The following is a 23,224-nucleotide window of genomic DNA, read 5'->3' as shown; positions in this document are numbered from 1 at the left end:
AAAAATACCGGTTAGCTAAAAAGCTAACCGGTATTTTTATGTTTTAATCTTCTACTATTGTTACATTTTGCATTAAATCGCCTTGTTGAATTTTATCAATTAAATCAATACCTTCAACAACTTGACCAAATACAGTATGAACACCATCTAAATGTGGTTGTGCTTCTAATACAATGAAAAACTGGCTACCACCGGTATTTTTACCGCGATGTGCCATTGATAAAGCTCCTCGATCATGAATGTGTGGATTATTTTCCGTTTCACAAGGAATTGTATAACCAGGGCCACCAGTACCGTTACCATCTGGACAACCGCCTTGTGCCACAAATTCAGGAATAACACGATGGAATTTCAGACCATTATAAAAGCCATCTTTAATTAATTTTTCAAAGTTTCCGACAGTAATTGGTGCTTCTTTTTCAAATAATTCAATAACTATATTGCCATGTTTCATTTCAATAATTGCTTTTTTCATTTAAATACCCCTCTTTACTTACTTTTGCCATCATTAAATAATAGCTAAACCAAAAATATTATAACAAATTAATTTTTTTCTGTCGATAAAACTTAAAAATATGCACTGCCACCAGCTGTTGTTAAATGACCTAAATTGGTTACTTCATCAATCGCTTTGTAAATAATATCAAGCATTTCACTCAATTCTTCTTCCGTACTAATAAGTGGTGGCATAAAGACAATAACATCACCCACCGGTCTAATAAATAAACCATATTCACGAGCCTTCATACATATTACCGCGCCCATACATTGATCCCATTCATACGGCGTTTTAGTTTCTTTATCAGCCATAACTTCAATCCCGACAATCATACCGGTTTGACGAGCTTGACCGACATGTTTTAAGGTATTAATTTTAGCAATTTTTTGCGCAATCAACGACATCTTTGGTTCTAAATTAGCAATAACATTTTCTTGTTCGAAAACTTCCAAACTAGCTAAGCCTGCGGCACAAGCAAGTTGATTCGCGGTATAAGAGTGACCATGATAAAAAGTTTTTTTATCGGCCATTTCACCTAAAAATTCATTGAAAATTTCTTGCGTCGTAATAGTTGCCGCTAATGGCATATAGCCTCCGGTAATCCCTTTCGATAAGCACAGTAAATCAGGTGAAACATCTTCATGCTCACAAGCAAACATCTTGCCGGTTCTGCCAAAGCCAGTTGCCACTTCATCTACTATTAATAAAACGTTATATTTTTTAGTTAAGGCCGAAACTTTTTTCAAATAGCCCGGTTTTGCCATCAACATTCCGGCGGCCGCTTGTACTAATGGTTCAATCACCAGCCCGGCAATTTCTTGATGATGTTGCTGTAAAACTTCTTCTAATTTATCAGCACATATTAAGGGACAATTTTCTTTGGTTGTAGTTAAATTACAATGATAACAAGACGGTGCAGGAATATACTGCGCTTCAAACAACAATGGTTTAAAAACTCTATGAAATAAATCAATTCCGCCCACACTAACAGTCCCAACGGTATCACCGTGATAAGCATTTGCTAAAGAAATAAATTTTTGTTTCTTCGGCTGATTTTTATGCTGCCAATATTGAAACGCCATTTTTAGCGCAACCTCTACTGCCGTCGAACCATCATCGGAAAAAAACACTTTATTTAAGCCTTGAGGCATAGTCTGAATTAATTTTTCGGCAAATTTACTGGCGGGCACATTCGCCAATCCTAACGCTGTAGAGTGAGCAACTTTGCCCAGTTGAGCTATAATTGCTTTATCAATATGAGGATGTTGATGTCCATGAATATTAACCCACAGCGAAGAAACGCCATCATAGTATTCTCGGCCTTCTTCATCGATTAATTTAATCCCTTTTGCTGCCGTTATCACCGTTTGCTCATTCTCTAGCCACCCTTTCATTTGCGTAAAAGGATGCCATAAATATTTCTTATCTAAATCAATAGTTCTCATTACTACTTCAGCTCCATCATCTTAATTATCTCATTTATATTGATATACTCTTCCGCTATTTTTCCTAATTGCGGTGAAGTTATCTCTAAATTTTTCAACATTGGAAACTTTCCTAAAATCGGCAAGCCGGTCAGTCTTGTCATATATTCAAGATTACTTTCTTCTAATATTCCTGCCTTATTTTCATCATATTTATTAATAATAATTCCCACTAAATTTATCTTACGTTGTTTTGCATATTCAGCCGTTAACACAACTTGGTTTATTGATCCTAACCCTGCTGTTGCCACCAAAATCGTTGGCAAGTTCATTGCAACAATCATATCCGCTAATAAATAATCATCTATTAACGGAGCTGTTATACCGCCGACCCCTTCTACTACAACTGCTTCATAACTATCAGCAACCTTATAACAATGCTCCATAACTGTAGCCATATTTATTGTTATCCCACTTACTTTCGCCGCTACCGCTGGTGTTAATGCCGGTTCTAACGCTAGCATATTAACTTCAGTTCTTTTACTTTCCGGAAAATCCAAAGCTCTCATTAAAAATGTAGCGTCCTCGGCTTCTAAAACTCCATCATTATTGCTAATACAGCCCGATGCCAATGGTTTTAACGCTCCAATATTAATGCCTCTATTTTTTATCGCTGCTAAAATTGCTCCGGAAATAATGGTTTTACCGATATCAGTATCAGTCGCTGTTACAAATAAACCTATCACAATATTCACCTTCTACATCAATATTATAAAACAAAGAAAAGTTAACCTATCTTTAAAAACAAGTTAACCATTGTTATTCTACCTCTTCTTTTTTATTTAGTAAATACATTCAGCCCTGTAAAATGATTTTTAAAGAAAAAAATCATTTTACTTTAATTTAATATTGACAAATCAATATATTATTTATATAATATATTTTGTCGATAAGACAGCGGGGCGTGGCTCAGTTTGGTAGAGCACCTGGCTTGGGACCAGGGGGTCGCAGGTTCGAATCCTGCCGCTCCGACCATTAAAATCTGTAACTCTTCTTGTAATAAGAAGGGTTTTCTTTTTTTTATTGATTTTTAATCCTAAATATTGTATCATAAAAGACGGGGATTGCTATGGTCTGGTAAACCATGGTGATGATGGTAAAGGGTATAGAGGTGCGAAAACGAGGGCTGATCGGAATGGCCCTCGTTTTTGTTTGTCTTTTTACTGACAAATATTTTTACTATAAGGTTTTTATGTTATAATTATCTTTATAAATACATTATGGAAGTAGTAGTCAATATGAGTAAAGTTTATGCAATTATCGGACCTACCGCCTCAGGCAAAACTGCCATTATTTCTGAACTAAAGAAATTAGGCTTACACGAAATAAAACGTTATACGACAGCTACCACTGAAGATTTTTCGGTAGAAGAATTTAAAATTGTTTCAGAAGAAGAATTTAATAACATTGATTTCTTTCACACTTTTCATTATGAAAACATTGTTTGTGCCTTTAGTAAATTAGATATTATTAAAGCGATTCAACAACATCCTATTTCGTTAATTCAAATAGACAAAGCCGGACTAAATTTACTATATCGCTTACTAGGGGAAAAAGTTGAATCAATTTACATTATGCTTGATCCAGTTAATATTGTGCAGCGTTTATTAGAAAAAAATATTGATACTTATGCTATTCAATTGAAGATAAATTCCGCTGAGAAAGCTGCTGATTTTTCATTATGGGAAAATACCGATCATATTGTAAAAAACACTGCCGATCTAGATTTGGCGGCAAAACAAGTTTTGGCCATAATGGGCTTTATGAAACCAAAAATTTAAATTTTTTGAGCCATTAGTAACAAAGCGTTTTTTTGTACTGATGGTTTTATTTATATAGGAGTTTATATGAATATTCTAAAGTTAATGTTACGATTATTTTTAAAATTATTTTTTAAAACCAAGCTAACCTATCATCAACAAATACTATTAAATGAGCCTTCGATTATTATCCCTAATCACACTTCTTTTTTAGATGCGGTCTTTGTTTTTGCTTATTTACCAAATGATGTTTATTTTGTTATTAATACAAGAATTGCTAAGAAATTAGAATTACCGTTAAAACTTATCAATCATGTAACGATTGATCCACTAAGTCCCTATTCCTTAAAAAAACTCATCAACCTCGTTAAAAGTGGTCAGTCGGTAGTTATCTTTCCTGAGGGTCGAATTAGCCGGACTGGTATGTTAATGAAAGTCTATAATGGTATTGGCTTAATTGCTTTAAAAACCAATGCCACTTTAGTGCCCATTATTTTTACCGGTCTTAAATATTCTAAACTATCTCGTGTCACCGATAAATTTAAAGCTCATTTTTTTCCACAAGTTAGTATGTACATCGGTGATTCTTTTAAACTTGATCCTAGTAAAGCTAAAAGTTTTCGTTTGCAAAAAAAAGAAATCAGCAATCAAATTTTACAAGTATTACAAAACTTATCATTAACCGCTCGCCAATTAAATGAGCCTGCTGATAATATCTTTAACCAACTTTATACTTCGGCAAAACTGTTTGGTGCTAACAAAAGAATTATTATTGATATTAATGGTGAGGTCAGTTATAAAAAATTATTAATTGGTACTTTATTATTTGCTAATAAACTAAAGCCATTATTACATAACAATGCTAATGTTGGTATTTTATTACCTAATAGTATTGCCAATGTTTTAACTTTATTATCCTTATCTTTTTTAGGAAAAACACCCGCTATTTTAAATTTCAGCACTGGTATTGATAATGTTTTAAACTCAGCACAAGTAGCACAACTTAAAACAATTGTAACCTCTAGAGCCTTTATTGAAAAAGGAAACTTTCAGAACTTAGAACAACAATTACAAACACAATTTAATATTATTTATCTAGAAGATATTAAACAGCAAATAAATTTCAATGATAAAATAATATCTTTTTTAAAGTATTTATTAAAAGTAAAAACAAAATTTACCGGTACAGTAATTTTATTTACCAGCGGTAGTGAAGGCTTACCGAAAGGTGTCGTTTTATCACATAAAAATATTTTAAGTAATATCCATCAAATTTCCACTATTATTGATTACAATAATAACGATAAATTTTTTAATGCTTTGCCAATGTTTCACTCGCTTGGTCTAACGGCTGGAACATTATTACCACTGTTAGATGGTATGGAAGTATTTTTATATCCAAGCCCTCTACATTACAAGTTAATTCCTGAAATAATTTATCGTCATAATTCTACGATTATGATTACCACCCCAACTTTTGCTATGGGCTATGGGAAAAATGCTCATCCGTATGATTTTTACAGCATTCGCTTTTTTGTTACCGGTGGTGAAAAGCTAAAAGATGAAGTCAGAACCTTTTGGCTCGAAAAATTCGGTGTACGGATTTTTGAAGGCTATGGTACAACCGAAACCGCTCCGGTCTTAGCTGTTAATACACCATTATTTAATAAACCAGGTACTGTCGGCAAAATTATGCCAGGAATTGATGTTAAGCTGGAACCGATTGCCGGTATTGCTGCCGGTGGTAGCTTAAAAGTTAAAGGTCCTAACATTATGGAAGGATATTTATTACATAATAAAGGCTTTGTTCCTCATACTAACTGGTATGATACCGGCGATATTGTTGATATTGATGAGGAAGGTTTTATTTCAATCAAGTCTCGCCTAAAGAGATTTGCCAAAATTTCCGGCGAGATGATCAGTTTAGATTTGGTCGAAAAATTAGCGGAAGAATGTTTTAATAATAGCAGTTTTGCCGCAATTAATTTACCTGATAAGCGCAAAGGTGAAAAAATCATCATTTACACCACCTATAAACAATTTGATAAACAAACTTTTCGAACCTTTATTTTAGCCAAAGGTTTTACCTTATTATTTATGCCAGCAGAAATAATAATATTAGAACAATTACCTCTACTCGGTAATGGTAAAATAGATTATGTAACATTAAAAGGGGCTGTGACAAAATGAGGAATCATTTTGTCCACAGCCCCTTTATTTATTTTGCTATTTTTTTTCTAAGCATATCTATTGGAATAATAGTTGCTGCCAGCAATATAATAACTAACCACTCTTCAAACGTTAAACCATATGATCTTAAAATATGACCACCAAAATAAGTCATAACAATTTGTATCGATAACATTAGCATAATCATTTGAATAAACCCTTGATTTTTCGTAATATTATCAAAGATATTTATCGAATCTGTTCTTGAATTAAAAGCATTAAAAATAGCAATAAAGACAAAGAAGGTAAAGTAAGCCGTTAATAAATATTCATAATTAGGAGCAAACCTAAATAATGATTGACCAATTGCAGTTAATAAAATTAATAAGCTTAGCGCTACAATCCATAATGCATTAACCGCAATCGCTTGCTTCATTCTTTGGCTAACAATATCTTCTTCTCTACTTTTCGGTTTCTCACTCATATAACGCCTTAAGGCTGGTTCTCCACCAAAAGCCAACGCCGCAAAGGTATCCATAATTAAATTAATCCATAATATTTGTGTAATTGTAATCGGATTTTCCATCCCCATTAAAGGTGCGATAAAAGATACCAACACCGCACTAATATTAATTGTTAATTGGAAGATAATAAATTTTCTAATACTGTTAAAAATCGTTCTGCCATATAAAATCGCTTTATCAATAGAACTAAAATTATCATCTAAAATAACAATATCACTAGCTTCTTTAGCAACTTCAGTCCCACTACCCATCGCAAAGCCAACATCAGCTTTTTTTAGTGCCGGCGAATCATTAACTCCATCACCGGTCATACCTACCACTAAGTTAAGATTTTGGGCAATTCCTACTAATCTACTTTTATCAGTTGGCAAAGCTCTTGCAATTACTTTAATATTTTTCAATTTAGTACTAATCTCTTGATCTGACAACAGTGCTAATTCTGCCGAAGTTATGACAATATCTTGCTGTGAAGTTAAAATTCCAGCTTCCTTTGCTATTGCTAAAGCCGTATCTTGTCTATCACCAGTAATCATCACTACCTGCACGCCAGCAGCATGTACTTCTTTAATCGCTTGAATTGATTCTTCTCTCACATCGTCACGAATACCTAATAACCCAATAAAAATCCAATCATTATTAGGCGGTAATTGATCATCAACAATACTATCTTTTGAAACCGCTATTGCTAAAACTCTAATCGCCTTTTGTGCTAATTCACTAATTTTATCTTCAATAATATTTTTATCGGTAAAATCTTGTGCTACACCATTTTTATCATAGAAATATTGACATTTTTCTATGATTTTTTCCGGTGCACCTTTTATTAAAGTATAATTATATTCCCCTTTTACTTCAGTCGCCGAATATTTAATTGCACTATCAAATGGAATATTATCAACTTTTTCTACATTAAAAACTCTGCAACTATCGCCACAAACAAATTCTAACGCTGCTTTTTCTGTCCCATTACCACCTAGCACTTTCTTTTCGCCATTATCTTGACTAATAACGGCCGTAGTATTATGTAATAAACTTAAAGAAACATAGTCAGCTAATTTTCCTTCAATTTCTTCAAACTTTCTACAGGACTGACCACTACCATCAATAAAGTTTACAACTTCTAATTGTCCTTTGGTAATAGTACCGGTTTTATCACTAAATAGAATATTTAAACTACCGGCAGTTTCTATCCCTGAAATCTTTCGCACTAACACATTGTCTTTCAACATTTTATTCATATTTAAAGCTGAGACCAAGGCAATCATTAATGGTAAGCCTTCCGGTACAGACATTACAATAATAACAACACCTAAAATAATAGATTGAATAATATCATGCATTAAATTCATATAGTTAGAACAATATATGATAATCTGCTGAATATTAAAATTATTATGCACAATAATTTTTTGCAATAAAAAGGCAAAGGCAATACAAATACCACCATAATATCCCAACTTGCTAATATCATGCGCTAATTTTGTTAATTTAACCTTTAATGGAGAGTCTCGTTCTTCATCATTTTGTAATTCTTTAGCAATTAGTCCATAAGCAGTATTATCGCCAACACTGGTCACCTTCATTACGGCATTACCTTGACAAACTACGGTACCACGAAAAACCTTATATTCATTATAAAAATCCATTTGATTATCTTCAGTCTGATAATCAGGTGGCTGCACTAATTTCGTTGCTTCTTTACTTTCACCATTTAATACAGCTTGATCAACTTTTATATGACCTTCTATTAAAATACCATCCGCCGGAATTTTATCACCTGATTGTAAAATTAATAAATCATTTACTACAATATCATCAATAATAATTTCTTTAACTTCTTCTTCACGATAAACTTTACAATAAATTTTTGAAGCGTCTTCTTGTAATTTTTTAAACGCATTCTCATTACTATACTCTGAGTATGTTGAAACAAATGTTGCAATAACAATGGCAAAAGCTATCCCTAAAGATTCATACCATGGAGTTTCTCCCATTAAGGTAAAGATAATATTAATAAACAAGGCAAAGCACAATATCTTAATCATTGGATCGCCTAAATTCTTTATTAATTTCTTTTTAAAGCCTTCGCTTTCTACTTCTGTTAGTTTATTACTGCCATATTTTTGACGACTATCTAGTACTTCTGTTTCTTTTAAACCTACTTTAAGCACTGTTACCACCATCCTTTATTTTATTTCTGCACCACTTGTTAACGCTGTTAAGAAAGTTTTGCCACTATAACGTTGTAGCTGCAAATCGCTAACAACAACTTTTAGTATCGGTATTTTTTTCATAGTGCCATCACCTTGCCTAATACTATAACTTCCTAGTGCATGAATGATATAAGGTTCATTGTTAATACTACCTAAATATAACATCACATGACCATCCATAAATAATAAACTACCTTTAGTTAATTTATTAATATCAGCATTTTTTAAGTTATCCGTGACAGCATTATAATAATGTCGTTGTAAACTAAGCTCTTGCTGATCAGCATTACGCGGTAAATTTATTCCGAAGGTTTTATAAATATTTTGTACAAAACTGGAACAATCAACACTATTCTCTAAGCCACCCCAACCATAAACATCACCTAACATTTTAAAACTTTGTTTGATAATATTATTAGTAGTATAAGGTAAATATCCTTCACTCAAGCCATCGTTATTATTAAGCTTCAAATAATAATTATTTAAGCCATCTTTATTGTAAGGCATTAATATTTTATTACTGCCCTCTTCTTTTAGTAATGGAATTTTAGCACCCATTTGATAAGTTAAAACTTCACCATTAAAGTTTATTATTTTTTTATTAGCAGTAACCACCATAAAATCTTGCGGTTCCAAATATTTTAACCAATCTGATTTTGTAGCAACTGCGACATTTTTTGTCGCCACCCAACCACTATAATCTGCTGTTTGAATATAATAAAACTGATTATTTTTACTGGTATGTAAAATAACCACCGCAGTACCGGGATCAACAACAGTTTCTTGCAAATAATCAAATTTAGTAGACTTCAGACTTTCATATAAACCTTGAGCACTAGGTAATGTTCTAATATTAGTACGCCTTACAGTAACACCATACTTTATTTCTGTCGGAATTTTTTCTAAATTTAACTCTGCTATAATATCATTTTTCAGCGCCGTAGTTATTAACCCTGAACCTAAATAATCATATTCATTTAAAATAGTGCTAGATGATTTTATTTTATTACTTAAAGCTGTTTTATTAATAATAGATTGATAATTTTTTAAATCACATAAAGCTGACTGCTGTTGTGAGATGCTTTGATTTAACTTTAGAATCTGTTGATTAGATAAGATAATATTATTACCATTTTGATAATCATAAAAAGCTTCTGGTCTCAATAGTTGTGTTTCTTGTACTATTCCTTGTGCCTGTGAAATATTATTACTACTAATGATTAACAACATTATTATTAAAAATATTTTTTTCATAACATCCTTCTTTATTAAAAATTATCTTTTTACACAAAAAACGGTCTTTTTAGATATTCTAAACAGACCGTTTTTAATTAATATTATCTCCGTCTTGCTAAAGCTTCTAATTTTTCAACCCTTTTCGCCGTTGTCGGATGAGTACTGAATAAATTCATTATCGCTCTACCGCTACCACTTAACGGATTAATAATAAACATATGGGCTGTCGCCGGAGTAGCTTCTTGCATTACCCCATACTTAGAGTAATGCTCTATTTTCTTTAACGCACTTGCTAAAGCTAATGGATTACCACAAATAGTTCCACCATCTTCATCAGCTTCAAATTCACGCGACCGCGAAATTGCCATTTGAATTAAGGTTGCCGCTAATGGTGCCACAATGATAGTAAATAGTAAACCGGCAATACCTCCGCCATTATCTTCTTCATCACTACGCCCAGTTCCCAAAATGGCAGCCCATTGAGCCATCGTGCCAATCCAAGAAATAACACCGGCAATAGAAGCAACAATCGTACTAATTAAAGTATCACGATTTTTAATATGAGCTAACTCATGTGCTACTACCCCTTCTAATTCGTCATAATTTAATGCTTTCATAATCCCGGTAGTAACTGCAACAACACCATTTTCCGGATTACGCCCCGTTGCAAAAGCATTCGGCATTTCAGTATTAATCACATAAACCCTCGGCATTGGCATCTTCGCATTTTGCGTCAATTTTTTTACCATATTATATAAATCCGGTGCTTGATTTTCATTCACCGGTTGAGCATTATACATGCTTAAGACAATTTTATCACTAAACCAATAGCTACCAAAATTCATTGCTAAGGAAATAATAAGCATAATTGATGCTCCGGTTTTACCACCTACCGCACCGCCAACCCCTACTAATAATAAGGTTAAAGCAGTTAATAATATAGTCGTTTTAAAAGTATTCATAAAATAAAATCCCCTCTCATTGTTATTAAAAATAGTTAAATAAAAAGACCTAGCCTCAACAAATGCTGAGACAAGGTCTTGCTTGCAATAAATTGCCAACAATGCCGGAGCTTAAGCTCGTATTGACGACAGTTGTTGTACAGCTACTCCCCTTGAAGTAATATTAATTTCACATTAATATTATCATATACCTTTAATATTGTCAAATATTATCTCTTAATTTTTAAAACTCAAGATTGGTATTCAACAGTTTTGTAATAGCTATTTACAATTTAAGAAATAACAAATTTGTAAAAAAATAATTAACATCTAATCCCCAAAAGATGTTATTGCTATAATAACCCATTAATACTGTTTTTTCTCTCAGTTGAATACCAATCTGCAATTTTAAAACTATCTATGGTAACCAACTAACTTAAACATCTTTAGAATTATAGTTTATATAATTTACAATATTGTTCATTTGGTTAACTATATTGTAATAATAAATCTTGTTTTTGTCAATTTATAAAAAAAGAGAGTAAACTTAATTATTAAAGTTTACTCTCTTAATAAATTTTATAATATTTTAGTATAAATTTTTTCTTCTTCTTTATAGAGATTATTAATTAATTTATCTGCCATTATATCAAACATTTTTATAAAAATATCACTATATTTTTTAGGAATTTGCTTACTAATATCAAAAATATCTTTAAAGAAAAATTCATGCATCGCCTTGGAATAAGTAATATAAACATTTTTCCCTTGTGGCGTTACTTTAAGAAAAATTTCTTTTTTATTATTGTTACAACGATATTTTTCCAGCCAACCTTTTTCTTCTAGTTTTTTAGCTATTTGCGATAATGCACTTTTAGTTATTCCCAGTCGCTTCGCAATATCAGACATTTTTTGATTTTCAACCTCTAACACATATTCCAACACTTGAATTTGTGATAACGAAACATCATTATACAGTCCTAGATTAACAACTTTATGGTGATTATTAGCATATATATTGCCACACTTTATTATTTTTTCAAATAACTCTCGATTTTGTTCCATCCATTCAACACTCATAAGCTAAATAAACACCTCTAGCATCACAAATTAAATACATTTTATTATAGCATAGTTATTAACCAAAAAGACGATAATATTACGAAAATATGAGCTCTAGCATTTGCTAAAGCTCATATTGTTATTACTATTAAATATCCAAATTACGTACTAATTTTGCATGATCTTCAATAAATTTACGACGAGGTTCAACCTTGTCACCCATTAATATTGAAAAAATTTCATCTGCTTCCATCGCATCTTCTAATTGTACTTGTAAAATTGTTCGCCCTTCTGGATTCATCGTAGTTTCCCATAATTGTTCCGGATTCATTTCACCTAAACCTTTATAGCGTTGTAAACTGATATTTTCCCGACCAATTTTACCAAGTAATTCACTTAGCTCATCATCACTATATAAATACCAACTCTCTCGGCCTTTTTTCAATAAATAAAGTGGTGGTTGGGCAATATAAATTCTGCCATTTTCAATTAATGGTCTCATATAACGATAAAAGAAGGTTAATAGCAATGTTCTGATATGAGCACCATCAACATCAGCATCAGTCATTATAATAATTTTACCATAACGACTTTTTTCTAAGTCAAAATCATCACCAATACTATTACCAAACGCAGTAATCATCGTTCTGATTTCTTCATTATTTAAAATTTTATCTAATCTCGCTTTTTCAACATTTAAAATTTTACCACGCAATGGCAAAATAGCTTGGAAGCGACGATCACGCCCTTGTTTTGCTGAACCACCGGCAGAATCACCCTCAACTAAGTAAATTTCAGTTTGCATCGCATCTTTCAATGAGCAATCTGCTAATTTACCAGGTAAGGAGCTGATCTCCAAGGCACTTTTTCTTCTGGTTAATTCACGTGCTTTGCGTGCAGCTTCTCTTGCTCGTGATGCCATTAAAGATTTTTCAATTATTTTTTTTGTAATAGCCGGGTTTTCTTCAAAAAATTCTGATAAGCCTTCACTTACTACAGAATCAACAATCCCTCTAACTTCACTATTACCAAGTTTAGTTTTAGTTTGTCCTTCAAATTGCGGTTCTCTTATTTTAATACTGATAACACAAGTTAAACCTTCTCTAACATCTTCACCGGAAAGATTTTCATCATTGCTTTTTAAGATATTAGTTTTTCTGGCAAAATCATTAGTTGCTCTGGTTAAAGCAATTTTTAACCCGCTTAAATGAGTTCCACCTTCTTCAGTATTGATATTATTAACAAAACTATAAATATTTTCTGTATAGCTAGTATTATACTGCAATGCTATTTCAACAATAGTATCATCTTTAGCACCGGTAAAATAAATCGGTTGTGGCTGTAATACTTCTTTACTTTTATTTAAATATTCCACAAAAGACTTTATTCCGCCCTCATAATAATAAGTTTCACTTTTTTCAAAGCGTTCATCAGTTAGAATAATCGTTAAACCCTTATTTAAAAATGCTAATTCTCTTAAGCGATGTTTTAAAGTATCAAAACTATATACTAAATCTTCAAAAATTTCAGCATCAGGTCTAAAAGTAACCATCGTTCCATTTTCTTGAGTATCACCAATTACTTTTAACTCTTGAATGGTATTACCACGTTCAAATTTTATTTGATGAATTTTGTTATCTTTTTTTACTTGAACTTCTAAATAACTACTTAACGCATTAACTACTGAAACTCCAACACCATGTAAACCACCGGAAACTTTGTAGCCACCGCCACCAAATTTACCGCCAGCATGTAATACCGTTAAAACAACTTCAATCGCCGGTTTACCACTTTCATGCATATCAACCGGAATACCACGGCCATTATCAACCACTGTAATACTGTTGTCTTTATGAATAATGACATTAATTTTATCACAGTAACCTGCTAACGCTTCATCAATACTGTTATCAACAACTTCATATACCAAGTGATGTAAACCTTTTAATGAAGTACTACCAATATACATCCCCGGACGCTTTCTAACAGCTTCCAATCCTTCTAAAATCTGAATTTGCCCGGCACCATAATCACCGTCTACTAATAATTCATCGTTATTTTCCATATTCATCCCCCAATAAACTGAGATTAACTTCTTTTATTTTCCATCTATTAATCATTATATAAATTATCGGCTCTTTTTTTCAAGGTTACTGAAGAAATAGCTGATAAGTAAATTTTTTTATCGGTTATAACAAAACTTTTCGGATCATTCTCAGAGATATCAATAATAAATTTCTTACTTCTCATATTTTTTAAAAATTCTTTATTAATAGTTTTTAAATATGAATAATCATTTATTGCAATAACATCTTTTAAAGCAACACTAACATCTGAGCCTAAATGTAGAAACATTATTTTTTCCTCCTAAACTTTGTTAAAGTCTTTTGAATTAAATTATCATTAATTTCTTCCATTTTTGCCCCATTAAATAACATTACTAAAGTAAGTAAATAAATTTTATTATCTTTATTATTGGCTACTAAATCAGCATAATAATTCAATAAAATAATTTTTTCATTAATAAATTCTTTGGATGTACAATTTTCATAACTATTTAATTCAGCGTAAGTCAGCCATGGTGCTTCTATTAATAATTTCCTAATTTTACTGGCTTTCTCTGCTTTCCTCTGAATTTTACAAACAGTACAATATTGTTCTTGCTTCGAACACAGAGTATCACAATTTAAACATTTATGCCAATTATTATCAACTTTTATTTTATTAAAAGCAAGATTCTTCACCATTAATTTTTTTAAATTTTTTCGTAATTTTTCATCTGTTATGGTAGCTGTCAACTCATTAACTTTATCATTTTCTTCTTTTGTTAATTTTATTTGAGCAATATTATTAGCTAAATTATATTCTTTCTTATCTACAATAGCTCTTTTATTTTTATCATAATATTGATTGCGAAATTTTAAATCTTCTACCAATAAAACTCCGGCAAATTTATTAATTTTATAAATAATATCATCCTTTAACATTGATAAATGTTGGCACCATACAGAATTATTAACGGCAACAAATAAAATCTTATTTTCAATATTAACAGGAATGGATTGCAATGCTATATCTTTACCAACAATTTTTTCCCAATGATACAGAACATTATAGTTGTTGAGTTTTTGTAAATTAGCATCTTTATTTAAGGCTTTTTCATTAATTGCTGTTGAGATAAGTTTATTTATTTTTATCAAGCAATCACCCCATTATTTTTCCTTGTTCGACTTTAAATATTTTGGCAGTAATATTTCCCGGAAAATAATTTCTATCAGTAGCGGTGATAAAGGTCTGAATTTTATCTTTAATAAAGCTTAGCAATTGCTCTCTTCTATTAAAATCAAGCTCACTCATAACATCATCTAATAATAAAATAGGATATTCACCGGTTTCCGATTTTATAAATTCAAGTTCAGCCAATTTTAAAGCTAAAACTCCGGTTCGTTGCTGCCCTTGTGAGCCAAAAGTTCTTAAATTAACATTATTAACTTTTAAAATAATATCATCGCGTTGCGGACCGATTGAGGTTGAACCTCTAATAATATCAAGCTCTCTATTTTCAGAGATCTTCTTATAATAAAAATCCAATAATTTTAAATTTTCATCATTATCCCAACCATTTATATCATAACTTATTTCTAAATTTTCCTTATTAGTAGAAATTTTGCGATGCATTAAATTTGCCAGCATATTTAATTTTTTTACCGATTCTATTCGTTTTTTGGTTATTTTTTCCGCTAAAATAACCAATTGCTCATCCCAAGAATCTAGCAAATCTTTAACCGCTTTTCTCTCTTTAATTTTTTTTAATAAATTATTTCGTTGTAAAATAATTCTATTATATTGCAACAATTGCTTATAATAAGCAGGATTTGCTTGTGATATTTCAGTATCAAGGAAGCGCCTGCGACCAGCAGGCGCTCCTTTAATTAATGATAAATCTTCCGGAGAAAATAATACAACATTAAGTAAGCCAATGAGATCTTTTGGCTTAATATTATGACTATTATATATTATTTCTTTATTTTGTGCTAATTTAAATTGAAAATTGAGATTATTTTCAATTTCCAATCGCGTAAAATCCAATTTTATCATGGCATTATTTTTTTGCCATTTTATTAATTCTTGATCATTATTACTACGATGGGATTTTCCCATCGCTGCATAATATATGGCTTCTACAATATTAGTTTTCCCTTGAGCATTTTGACCAATAAAAATATTAATATTATTTATAAAATCAATTTTTAAATCTTCATAATTACGATAATTAATAAGACTTAGTGTTTTGACTTTCATCATTACTCCCCAAATTCTCTTTGAACTTCCCACTGCCCACTATCTATAATTTCAATAATATCACCAGGATATATTTTTTTTCGTCGTTGCGTGACCACTTCACCATTGACTTTGATTAATTGATCTTCAATCATAAATTTTACAATGCCACCAGAATCAACAATACTAGCCCATTTTAATAATTGATCTAAATTTATAGTTTCTGTTTTAATTAATATTTTTTCCATAATATCCCCTTAATTTGATCTAACCGGCGTAATAATATAATTATAATTTTCATCATTTTCCGGCTTTATACTCGCCGGACTAAGTGGAGTATTTAAAGTAAAGAAAATTTTCTCATCATCAATATTTTTTAGAATATCAACAATATATTTTGCATTAAAGGCTATTTCTAATTCATTTCCTTCGATATTGGCAGCAATCGCCTCCTCCGCTTTACCAACTTCTGGATTGTTGGAGGTTATCAATATCTCATTATTTCTAAACGCTAATTTTACAACATTATAATCACCATCTCGAGAAATTAAAGAAACACGTTCCACAGCTGATGAAAAATCAGCTGTTTTTATTGCTACTGTTGTCGCGAAATTTGGCGGTATTACTCTCTGATAATCAGGAAATTGTCCTTCAATAATTCGCGAAATAATATAAATATTATCAAAAGAAAAACTGATTTGATTATGATGACAAGTTATTTTTATCGGACTAGGTATTTCAGAAACCATAATACGAGCCAATTCATTTAATATTTTAGAAGGAATAATAACCTTAATATTATTAGTAATATTATCTAAATTTTCTTTTTTTAAGGCTAAGCGGTGAGTGTTAGTTGCTACCATTAATACTTCACTATCAACAACTTCCAGCAAAGCTCCGGTAAAAACAGGACGAGCTTCATCATTTGATGCTGCAAAAACAGTCTTTTTAATTAAATCACGCAAAATATTATCACGAATTGTAAAATTAGTTTCACCAATTAACGGATATAGTACCGGAAACTCATCAGCCGGTAAACTTAATAAATTAAATTGTGCTGATAATGAAATTAATTTAACGGTATTATCTTCTTTATTAGTATAAATTTCAATATTATCCCCAGGCAATCTCTTAACAACTTCTTGAAAATAACGACCGGATAAGACTATAGCACCTGGTTCAGTAACTAAACCTTCGATTTTACAACTAATACCGATTTCATAATCAGTGGCTTGAATTTCAATACAATCAGGTTGTGCATTAATATAAATTCCTGATAATATCGGCATTTGTGGTTTATTTGATACTGCTTTTTGTACTACTTGAACAGCGTGAACCAATTGATCTTTTGAGCAAGAAAATTTCATTTAGGGCACCTCTCTTAAATATTAATACTGATTAATAATATATATATTTATAGTCGTATTAGTAGTAGGGCTTGTAGATATGTGTATAAGTCTGAAAATCTTAATGGGCGTATAAATAAGATATGTGAATAAGTTGTCAATAAAACATATCACACTTATCCACATATCTACAGGTAAATTCACAATAAAATTTATACACAGTTAATATACAGCACAATAACACAGTTATACACAGAGTTATACACTACATACTTTCTATTCTCTTAATAAGTTCTTTAATTGTATTATTTAATTTATTATCTTCATTACGTTCGCGAGCAATTTTATCGTGGGCATGAATTACCGTAGTATGATCTCTACCACCAAATAGCTCACCGATACGCGGTAAAGAAGTATCAGTTAATTCTCTTGATAAATACATGGCAATTTGCCTTGGAAAAGCTAAGTTTCTGGTTCGTTTTTTTGCCAATAAATCTTCCATTTTGATTTTAAAATAAGAAGATACTATTTCTTGAATCAGCTCTAATGTTATTTCTTTGGTTTTACCGTGTGGAAAAACATCTTTTAGAGCTTCTGAAACAAGTTCATTGGTTACTACTTGATTAGTTAAAGAGGCATAAGCCATTACTCTGATTAAAGCGCCTTCTAATTCTCTGATATTGTTGTCGATTCTACTGGCGATAAACAACATCACATCATTCGGGACCGTTAAATTTTCTAATAAGGCTTTTTTCCGTAAAATTGCAATCCTTGTTTCTAAATCCGGTGCTTGAATATCTGTAATTAGGCCCCATTCAAATCTTGATCTTAAACGATCTTCTAACGTTTGAATTTCGCGAGGTGGCCGGTCACTGGAGATAATAATTTGCTTGTTAGCATTATGTAAAGTATTAAAGGTGTGGAAAAATTCTTCTTGGGTATGTTCTTTTTTTGATAAAAACTGAATATCATCGACTAATAAAACATCAATATTACGATATTTTTGACGAAAACTTTCAGGATTACCATCGCGAATAGAATTTATAAGCTCATTAGTAAATTTTTCACTTGAAATGTATAAGACTCTTAAATTAGGATTTTTTTCTAAAATTCTATGGCCAATAGCATGCATTAAATGAGTTTTACCCAAGCCAACACCGCCATACATAAAAAACGGGTTATATACTTTAGCCGGTGCTTCAGCTACGGCTAGAGCAGCAGCGTGGGCAAACCGATTGGAATTACCGGTAACAAAGGTTTCAAAAACATATTTAGGGTTTAAAGAGAAAGAATCTTCTAAAATCACTGAATTAGTTGGTTTTATTTCCGGTGCAGTGGTAGCTGTAACAGCAGTACTGGTTGGTAATACTATTTCTTCAGCTGTATTAACAGAACTAATACTAGGAACGGTACTTACTAATTCAGGTTCGACAGTATCGCCTAATTGGAGGTTGATTATTTTTAACTGCAAATTATTATTAGTTACTTTAGCCGTAGCCGCCTTAATGGAATTAACATAGCGATCTTCTAAAAATTCTTTGACAAACTGATTTGGTGTGCCTAATTCTAAAATTTGTTCGTTAATTGATAACGGAACGATTGGCTTTAGAAAAGAATCACAGCTAAGCTTGGAAATATCTTTGGATAATTCTACTAAAATCTGCTCCCAAATAGCTTGTAATTGTTTTGTATCCATAAAAAAATCCTTTCATCAAGAGAAAATATAAACAAATTTTATTAACATGGTAATAAGTTATCCACAAAACTATCCACAAGTGTGTATAACTTTAGGGAATATAAGGTAAAAAGGCGAAAAAAAATATGCTATCATACATATAGCAAAGAAAAAAAGGTAGTATTTGCTTATGTTGCATAGTATTTAATGTTTTGTGGGTAAAACTGTGGAAAAATCAAGGGTTATGGGGATAAGAGATGAATTTATTAACATTTTTACAGTACTATGTTAATAATGTGGATAAACATCTATGATTATATTATCAAAAGGAGGTAAAGTTATCAACATATTTCCACGAAAAAAATAAAATAATCTCATAAATATCCACAGAGTTATTAACTATTAAATAGTAAAATTCTTGACACTATCTAAGACCTAGTCTATAATTTTTATAGTTAAAATTGATTATTTTGACATAGTATAGTTTTCGTTTTTTCTGAGGGAGGTGTTATAGATATGAAACGCACTTATCAACCAAATACATTGTGGAGAAAAAGAACGCACGGCTTTCGTGAGCGCATGAAGACCAGAGGTGGTCGTCTTGTTTTAAAAAGAAGACGTGCTAGAGGCAGAAAAAAATTATCTGCTTAGTAGGCCGCATTAGTGGCCTATTTTTTCCATATAGCAGGATGGATAATATTTATGTATAATTTGTCAAAGAATTTAGTTTTAAAAAAAAATAAGAATTTTCAAACTGTTTATCGTCTTGGTAAATCTTACGCTAATAGAATGTTGGTTGTTTATATCTTAAAAAGAAACGATCAGCATTCTAAAGTAGGATTTGCGGCAGGAAAAAAATTAGGAAATGCTGTGACTCGTAATCGGGTGAAGCGTTTATTAAGGGAAGTTTATCGTTTAAATCAATTTCAATTGATAAAGGGAATTGATTTATTGCTGGTTGGCAGAAAAAATCTTACGACGGTAAAATATACTGTGGCGGAAAAAGCTTTTTTGGATATTGCTAAAAAAGCTAATATTTTGGAGTGATTATGAATAAGCTGATTATTTTACTGATCAAGTTTTACAGATTATTTATTTCACCGCTAAAACCGCCGACCTGTAGGTTTGTGCCAACTTGCTCGGAATATGCAATTGTAGCTTTTGAAAAATATGGGGTCATAAAAGGTCTATCACTGACGGTGAAGCGGATTTTAAAATGTCATCCTTTTCACCCCGGTGGTTATGATCCTGTTAAATGATAAAATAAAATTAAAGTGTGGAGTTGAGTTTTTTGTTCGATAGTTTCATTGCTTTTTTACAAGCAATTTTGACGGTTTTTTATAATATTAGTGGTTATATCGGTTTTGCCAATTATGGTGTGGCAATTATTTTAATGACAATTGTTATTAAAATTTTGCTATATCCATTGACTGTAAAGCAAATTAAATCCATGAAGGCAATGCAGGATTTGCAGCCTAAAATGAAAGAACTTCAAGAAAAATTCAAAGATAAACCGGAAAAATTACAACAAGAAATGGCCGCATTATATAAAAATTCCGGTGTTAATCCGTTAGCAGGTTGTTTACCATTATTAGCGCAAATGCCGATTTTAATGGGAATATTCTTTGCGATTAGAGATTATAGTTATATCGGTGATCCGACTTTTTTTTGGTTGAGTAATTTATCAGTAGCTGATCATATTTATGTTTTACCAATTTTATCAGCAGTAACAACATATATTCAGCAAAAACAAACCATGAATGATGATAATCCGCAAACTAAAATGATGATGTATTTTATGCCAATTTTTATTGGTTATATTAGCATTAATTTTCCTTCAGGATTAGTACTATATTGGGTAGTTAGTAATATTGCTCAAATTATTCAACAATGGTGGATGTATCGTGATGAGGCTAAAGTTAAAGAGGGGGCAGTTTAAGAGATGTTGACAATAGAGAAGACTGCTAAAACTGTGGAAGAAGCTCTTAGTGAGGCATTAAGAGAGCTTAATGTTGATGAAAATCAGGTTGACTATGAAGTACTAGAAGAGCCTAGTAAAGGATTATTTGGCTTTATTGGTAATAAACCGGCGAAAATTAGAGTATCAGTGAAGAAGAATAGTCCGATTGAGATTGCTACTAAATTTTTAGAAGATATTTTTAGTGCAATGAATATTACGGTAAATATTGAAAAAGTGGAGTGTGCTGAACATATTTTATTTAAATTATCAGGCGATAATTTAGGTATTTTAATCGGCAAGCACGGACAAACGCTTGATTCATTGCAATATTTAACGAATTTAGCGGCTAATAGTGATATGAGTGAAGCTAAGGTTAAAATCATAATTGATATTGAAGATTATCGAAAAAGACGTGAAGATACTTTATGTCGTTTAGCTAATAGATTAGCTGATAAAGTTAAAAGAACTGGTGAAAAAATAACACTGGAGCCAATGAATCGACATGAACGCAAAGTAATTCATACTGCGCTACAAGATGATCGCCGTATCTTGACTTATAGTGATGGTGAAGAACCTTTTCGTAAGGTTGTTATTGCGTTAAAAAGATAATTAAATGAAAAACCCAGTAATAATTATTACTGGGTTTTGTTGATTGTAAAGTACAAGCAAAATCAGCAAAATGGAGGTAAATTTTGTGATTCACGATGATACTATCAGTGCCGTAGCAACAGCGTTAGGTGATGGTGGAATTGGCATTATTAGAATAAGTGGTAATAAGGCAATTGAAATTGCCAATAATATTTTTCGCGGGATTAATGGAAAAAAAGCTGAAGATATAAAAACACATCAAGTTTCTTATGGGCATATTATTGCTGACGGAGAAATTTTAGATGAAGTTATTTTAATCATAATGAAAGCACCCAATACTTATACTAGAGAAGATGTAGTGGAAATTCACTGCCATGGTGGCTCGTTAACAGTTAAGCATATTTTAGACTTAACCTTAAGACAAGGCGCACGCTTGGCAGAGCCGGGAGAGTTTACTAAAAGGGCGTTTTTAAATGGGCGGTTAGATTTAACACAAGCACAAGCCGTGATGGATATTATCAGATCAAAAACCGATGCTTCGCTGAAAATGGCACTGGGGCATTTGTCAGGTCAATTTGCTGACAAAATAAGTTCTTTTCGCCATGAATTATTAGGAATGATAGCACATTTAGAAGCCTCGATTGATTTTCCGGAAGATGAAATTGAGGAATTTGCGATTGCCGATGTTAAACAAAAGGTTAATAATTTAGTAGCGGAAATTAATGATTTAGTAGCAACTGCCGATACCGGAAAAATATTGCGTGAAGGCTTAGAAACAGCGATTATTGGAAAACCTAATGTGGGTAAATCGAGTTTGTTAAATGCTTTATTAAAAGAGCAACGGGCGATAGTAACTGATATTCCGGGAACGACGCGTGATATTATCGAGGAATTTATTAATATTGAAGGCATTCCGCTAAAAATTATTGATACTGCTGGTATTAGAGAAACTGATGATTTTGTGGAACAATTAGGGGTGGAAAAAGCTAAAACTTTTATTGATAATGCTGATTTAATTTTAGTATTATTAGATAGCTCAAAAGCTTTGACCAGAGAAGATGAAGAAATTTTATTAAAGATAAAAGATAAAAAAGCAATTATTTTAGTTAATAAAAGTGATTTAACCGAGGTGTTAGATTGTGCTTATGTTCAAACCTTGGTACAAGATAAAAAAATAATAAAAATTTCGACAATTGATGAAGTCGGATTAAATGAATTAAAGCAGGAAATAGTCAATATGGTGTATCACGGCAAGATGCCACAAAGTGAAGGGGTATTTGTTAATAATGTTAGACAAGCCGATTTATTAAGAACAGTACTTAAAAACTTAGATGAAGTATTATTAACCATTGAAAGCGCGATGCCGGCGGATTGTATTGTTATTGATTTACGGACAGCTTGGGAAAAACTTGGTGAAATTACCGGTGATACGGTCAGTGATGATATTATTGATCAGATTTTCACCCAGTTTTGTATTGGTAAGTAG

The 23,224-nt window shown here is 31.6% G+C and carries 22 protein-coding genes and 1 tRNA gene; 9 read left to right on the top strand and 14 right to left on the bottom strand.

All coding sequences use genetic code 11. From position 1 onward, the window contains the following. Positions 1–43 precede the first annotated feature (43 nt). From KBI38_03595 to bioD, 3 genes are all read right to left on the bottom strand, one after another. Entirely contained in the window at positions 44–475 is a 432-nt protein-coding gene (locus tag KBI38_03595; protein ID MBP8629150.1) for a peptidylprolyl isomerase, read from the bottom strand. Positions 476–567: 92 nt separating this feature from the next. After that, entirely contained in the window at positions 568–1,944 is a 1,377-nt protein-coding gene (gene bioA, locus KBI38_03590; protein ID MBP8629149.1) for an adenosylmethionine--8-amino-7-oxononanoate transaminase, read from the bottom strand. A gap of 2 nt (positions 1,945–1,946) precedes the next feature. Then, positions 1,947–2,669, bottom strand: a complete 723-nt coding sequence (gene bioD, locus KBI38_03585; GenBank protein ID MBP8629148.1) for a dethiobiotin synthase — start codon at positions 2,667–2,669, stop codon at positions 1,947–1,949. Positions 2,670–2,881: 212 nt separating this feature from the next. On the opposite strand from bioD, the gene KBI38_03580 reads away from it, so the two are divergent. From KBI38_03580 to KBI38_03570, 3 genes are all read left to right on the top strand, one after another. Continuing rightward, positions 2,882–2,958, top strand: a tRNA-Pro gene (locus KBI38_03580). Positions 2,959–3,221: 263 nt separating this feature from the next. Then, entirely contained in the window at positions 3,222–3,764 is a 543-nt protein-coding gene (locus KBI38_03575; GenBank protein MBP8629147.1) for a hypothetical protein, read from the top strand. Positions 3,765–3,836: 72 nt separating this feature from the next. After that, entirely contained in the window at positions 3,837–5,933 is a 2,097-nt protein-coding gene (locus KBI38_03570; protein MBP8629146.1) for an AMP-binding protein, read from the top strand. Positions 5,934–5,961: 28 nt separating this feature from the next. Here the strand turns inward: KBI38_03570 and KBI38_03565 are convergent, their stop codons facing one another. The 11 genes from KBI38_03565 to dnaA form a co-directional block, all read right to left on the bottom strand. After that, complete coding sequence (locus KBI38_03565; GenBank protein MBP8629145.1) at positions 5,962–8,619, bottom strand: calcium-translocating P-type ATPase, PMCA-type; 2,658 nt, start codon at positions 8,617–8,619, stop codon at positions 5,962–5,964. A 3-nt stretch (positions 8,620–8,622) separates the two neighbouring features. Then, positions 8,623–9,903, bottom strand: a complete 1,281-nt coding sequence (locus KBI38_03560) for an SH3 domain-containing protein (GenBank protein ID MBP8629144.1) — start codon at positions 9,901–9,903, stop codon at positions 8,623–8,625. An 83-nt stretch (positions 9,904–9,986) separates the two neighbouring features. Beyond that, positions 9,987–10,847 (bottom strand): zinc metalloprotease HtpX, encoded by an 861-nt coding sequence (gene htpX / locus KBI38_03555; protein MBP8629143.1) that lies wholly within the window; start codon positions 10,845–10,847, stop codon positions 9,987–9,989. A 558-nt stretch (positions 10,848–11,405) separates the two neighbouring features. Then, on the bottom strand, positions 11,406–11,906 hold the full coding sequence (locus KBI38_03550) for a MarR family transcriptional regulator (GenBank protein MBP8629142.1): 501 nt from the start codon (positions 11,904–11,906) through the stop codon (positions 11,406–11,408). A 130-nt stretch (positions 11,907–12,036) separates the two neighbouring features. Then, positions 12,037–13,953, bottom strand: a complete 1,917-nt coding sequence (gene gyrB, locus KBI38_03545; protein ID MBP8629141.1) for a DNA topoisomerase (ATP-hydrolyzing) subunit B — start codon at positions 13,951–13,953, stop codon at positions 12,037–12,039. A 47-nt stretch (positions 13,954–14,000) separates the two neighbouring features. Beyond that, on the bottom strand, positions 14,001–14,243 hold the full coding sequence (locus KBI38_03540; GenBank protein MBP8629140.1) for a DUF370 domain-containing protein: 243 nt from the start codon (positions 14,241–14,243) through the stop codon (positions 14,001–14,003). Next, on the bottom strand, positions 14,243–15,088 hold the full coding sequence (locus KBI38_03535; protein ID MBP8629139.1) for a DUF721 domain-containing protein: 846 nt from the start codon (positions 15,086–15,088) through the stop codon (positions 14,243–14,245). Before KBI38_03535 ends, KBI38_03540 begins: the two co-directional genes overlap by 1 nt. Positions 15,089–15,092: 4 nt before the next feature. Continuing rightward, a complete protein-coding gene (recF, locus tag KBI38_03530) occupies positions 15,093–16,190 on the bottom strand; it encodes a DNA replication/repair protein RecF (protein MBP8629138.1) in 1,098 nt (365 codons plus the stop codon). Between the two features lie 2 nt (positions 16,191–16,192). Next, entirely contained in the window at positions 16,193–16,417 is a 225-nt protein-coding gene (locus tag KBI38_03525) for an RNA-binding S4 domain-containing protein (GenBank protein MBP8629137.1), read from the bottom strand. Positions 16,418–16,426: 9 nt separating this feature from the next. Then, positions 16,427–17,536, bottom strand: coding sequence for a DNA polymerase III subunit beta (dnaN, locus tag KBI38_03520; protein ID MBP8629136.1), 1,110 nt, complete (start codon positions 17,534–17,536; stop codon positions 16,427–16,429). Positions 17,537–17,780: 244 nt separating this feature from the next. Then, a complete protein-coding gene (gene dnaA / locus KBI38_03515) occupies positions 17,781–19,211 on the bottom strand; it encodes a chromosomal replication initiator protein DnaA (GenBank protein MBP8629135.1) in 1,431 nt (476 codons plus the stop codon). A 495-nt stretch (positions 19,212–19,706) separates the two neighbouring features. On the opposite strand from dnaA, the gene rpmH reads away from it, so the two are divergent. The 6 genes from rpmH to mnmE all read left to right on the top strand — a co-directional run bounded on the left by rpmH (position 19,707) and on the right by mnmE (position 23,224). Next, positions 19,707–19,841 (top strand): 50S ribosomal protein L34, encoded by a 135-nt coding sequence (rpmH, locus tag KBI38_03510; GenBank protein MBP8629134.1) that lies wholly within the window; start codon positions 19,707–19,709, stop codon positions 19,839–19,841. Between the two features lie 51 nt (positions 19,842–19,892). Continuing rightward, positions 19,893–20,237 carry a ribonuclease P protein component gene (gene rnpA / locus KBI38_03505; protein ID MBP8629133.1) on the top strand — a complete coding sequence of 115 codons (345 nt, stop codon included), beginning with the start codon at positions 19,893–19,895 and terminating at the stop codon, positions 20,235–20,237. Between the two features lie 2 nt (positions 20,238–20,239). After that, on the top strand, positions 20,240–20,449 hold the full coding sequence (gene yidD / locus KBI38_03500; GenBank protein MBP8629132.1) for a membrane protein insertion efficiency factor YidD: 210 nt from the start codon (positions 20,240–20,242) through the stop codon (positions 20,447–20,449). Positions 20,450–20,466: 17 nt separating this feature from the next. Beyond that, positions 20,467–21,129 (top strand): membrane protein insertase YidC, encoded by a 663-nt coding sequence (locus tag KBI38_03495; protein ID MBP8629131.1) that lies wholly within the window; start codon positions 20,467–20,469, stop codon positions 21,127–21,129. 3 nt (positions 21,130–21,132) lie between these two features. Next, on the top strand, positions 21,133–21,759 hold the full coding sequence (locus KBI38_03490) for a protein jag (protein MBP8629130.1): 627 nt from the start codon (positions 21,133–21,135) through the stop codon (positions 21,757–21,759). Positions 21,760–21,844: 85 nt separating this feature from the next. After that, complete coding sequence (gene mnmE, locus KBI38_03485) at positions 21,845–23,224, top strand: tRNA uridine-5-carboxymethylaminomethyl(34) synthesis GTPase MnmE (GenBank protein MBP8629129.1); 1,380 nt, start codon at positions 21,845–21,847, stop codon at positions 23,222–23,224.

Source organism: Negativicutes bacterium, assembly GCA_018052945.1.
GTDB lineage: Bacteria > Bacillota > Negativicutes > JAGPMH01 > JAGPMH01 > JAGPMH01.
The sequence above is the reverse complement of the archived record's forward strand: the minus strand, read 5'-3'. Positions and strand labels throughout refer to the sequence as shown.

Coding starts and splice junctions, on each gene's coding strand:
- KBI38_03490 (MBP8629130.1), top strand. CDS start 21,133: ATGTTGACAATAGAGAAGACTGCTAAAACTGTGGAAGAAGCTCTTAGT.
- dnaN (MBP8629136.1), bottom strand. CDS start 17,536: ATGAAATTTTCTTGCTCAAAAGATCAATTGGTTCACGCTGTTCAAGTA.
- KBI38_03575 (MBP8629147.1), top strand. CDS start 3,222: ATGAGTAAAGTTTATGCAATTATCGGACCTACCGCCTCAGGCAAAACT.
- rpmH (MBP8629134.1), top strand. CDS start 19,707: ATGAAACGCACTTATCAACCAAATACATTGTGGAGAAAAAGAACGCAC.
- yidD (MBP8629132.1), top strand. CDS start 20,240: ATGAATAAGCTGATTATTTTACTGATCAAGTTTTACAGATTATTTATT.
- KBI38_03595 (MBP8629150.1), bottom strand. CDS start 475: ATGAAAAAAGCAATTATTGAAATGAAACATGGCAATATAGTTATTGAA.
- htpX (MBP8629143.1), bottom strand. CDS start 10,847: ATGAATACTTTTAAAACGACTATATTATTAACTGCTTTAACCTTATTA.
- KBI38_03565 (MBP8629145.1), bottom strand. CDS start 8,619: ATGGTGGTAACAGTGCTTAAAGTAGGTTTAAAAGAAACAGAAGTACTA.
- KBI38_03550 (MBP8629142.1), bottom strand. CDS start 11,906: ATGAGTGTTGAATGGATGGAACAAAATCGAGAGTTATTTGAAAAAATA.
- KBI38_03525 (MBP8629137.1), bottom strand. CDS start 16,417: ATGGAAAAAATATTAATTAAAACAGAAACTATAAATTTAGATCAATTA.
- gyrB (MBP8629141.1), bottom strand. CDS start 13,953: ATGGAAAATAACGATGAATTATTAGTAGACGGTGATTATGGTGCCGGG.
- recF (MBP8629138.1), bottom strand. CDS start 16,190: ATGAAAGTCAAAACACTAAGTCTTATTAATTATCGTAATTATGAAGAT.
- KBI38_03540 (MBP8629140.1), bottom strand. CDS start 14,243: ATGTTTCTACATTTAGGCTCAGATGTTAGTGTTGCTTTAAAAGATGTT.
- bioA (MBP8629149.1), bottom strand. CDS start 1,944: ATGAGAACTATTGATTTAGATAAGAAATATTTATGGCATCCTTTTACG.
- rnpA (MBP8629133.1), top strand. CDS start 19,893: ATGTATAATTTGTCAAAGAATTTAGTTTTAAAAAAAAATAAGAATTTT.
- KBI38_03560 (MBP8629144.1), bottom strand. CDS start 9,903: ATGAAAAAAATATTTTTAATAATAATGTTGTTAATCATTAGTAGTAAT.
- dnaA (MBP8629135.1), bottom strand. CDS start 19,211: ATGGATACAAAACAATTACAAGCTATTTGGGAGCAGATTTTAGTAGAA.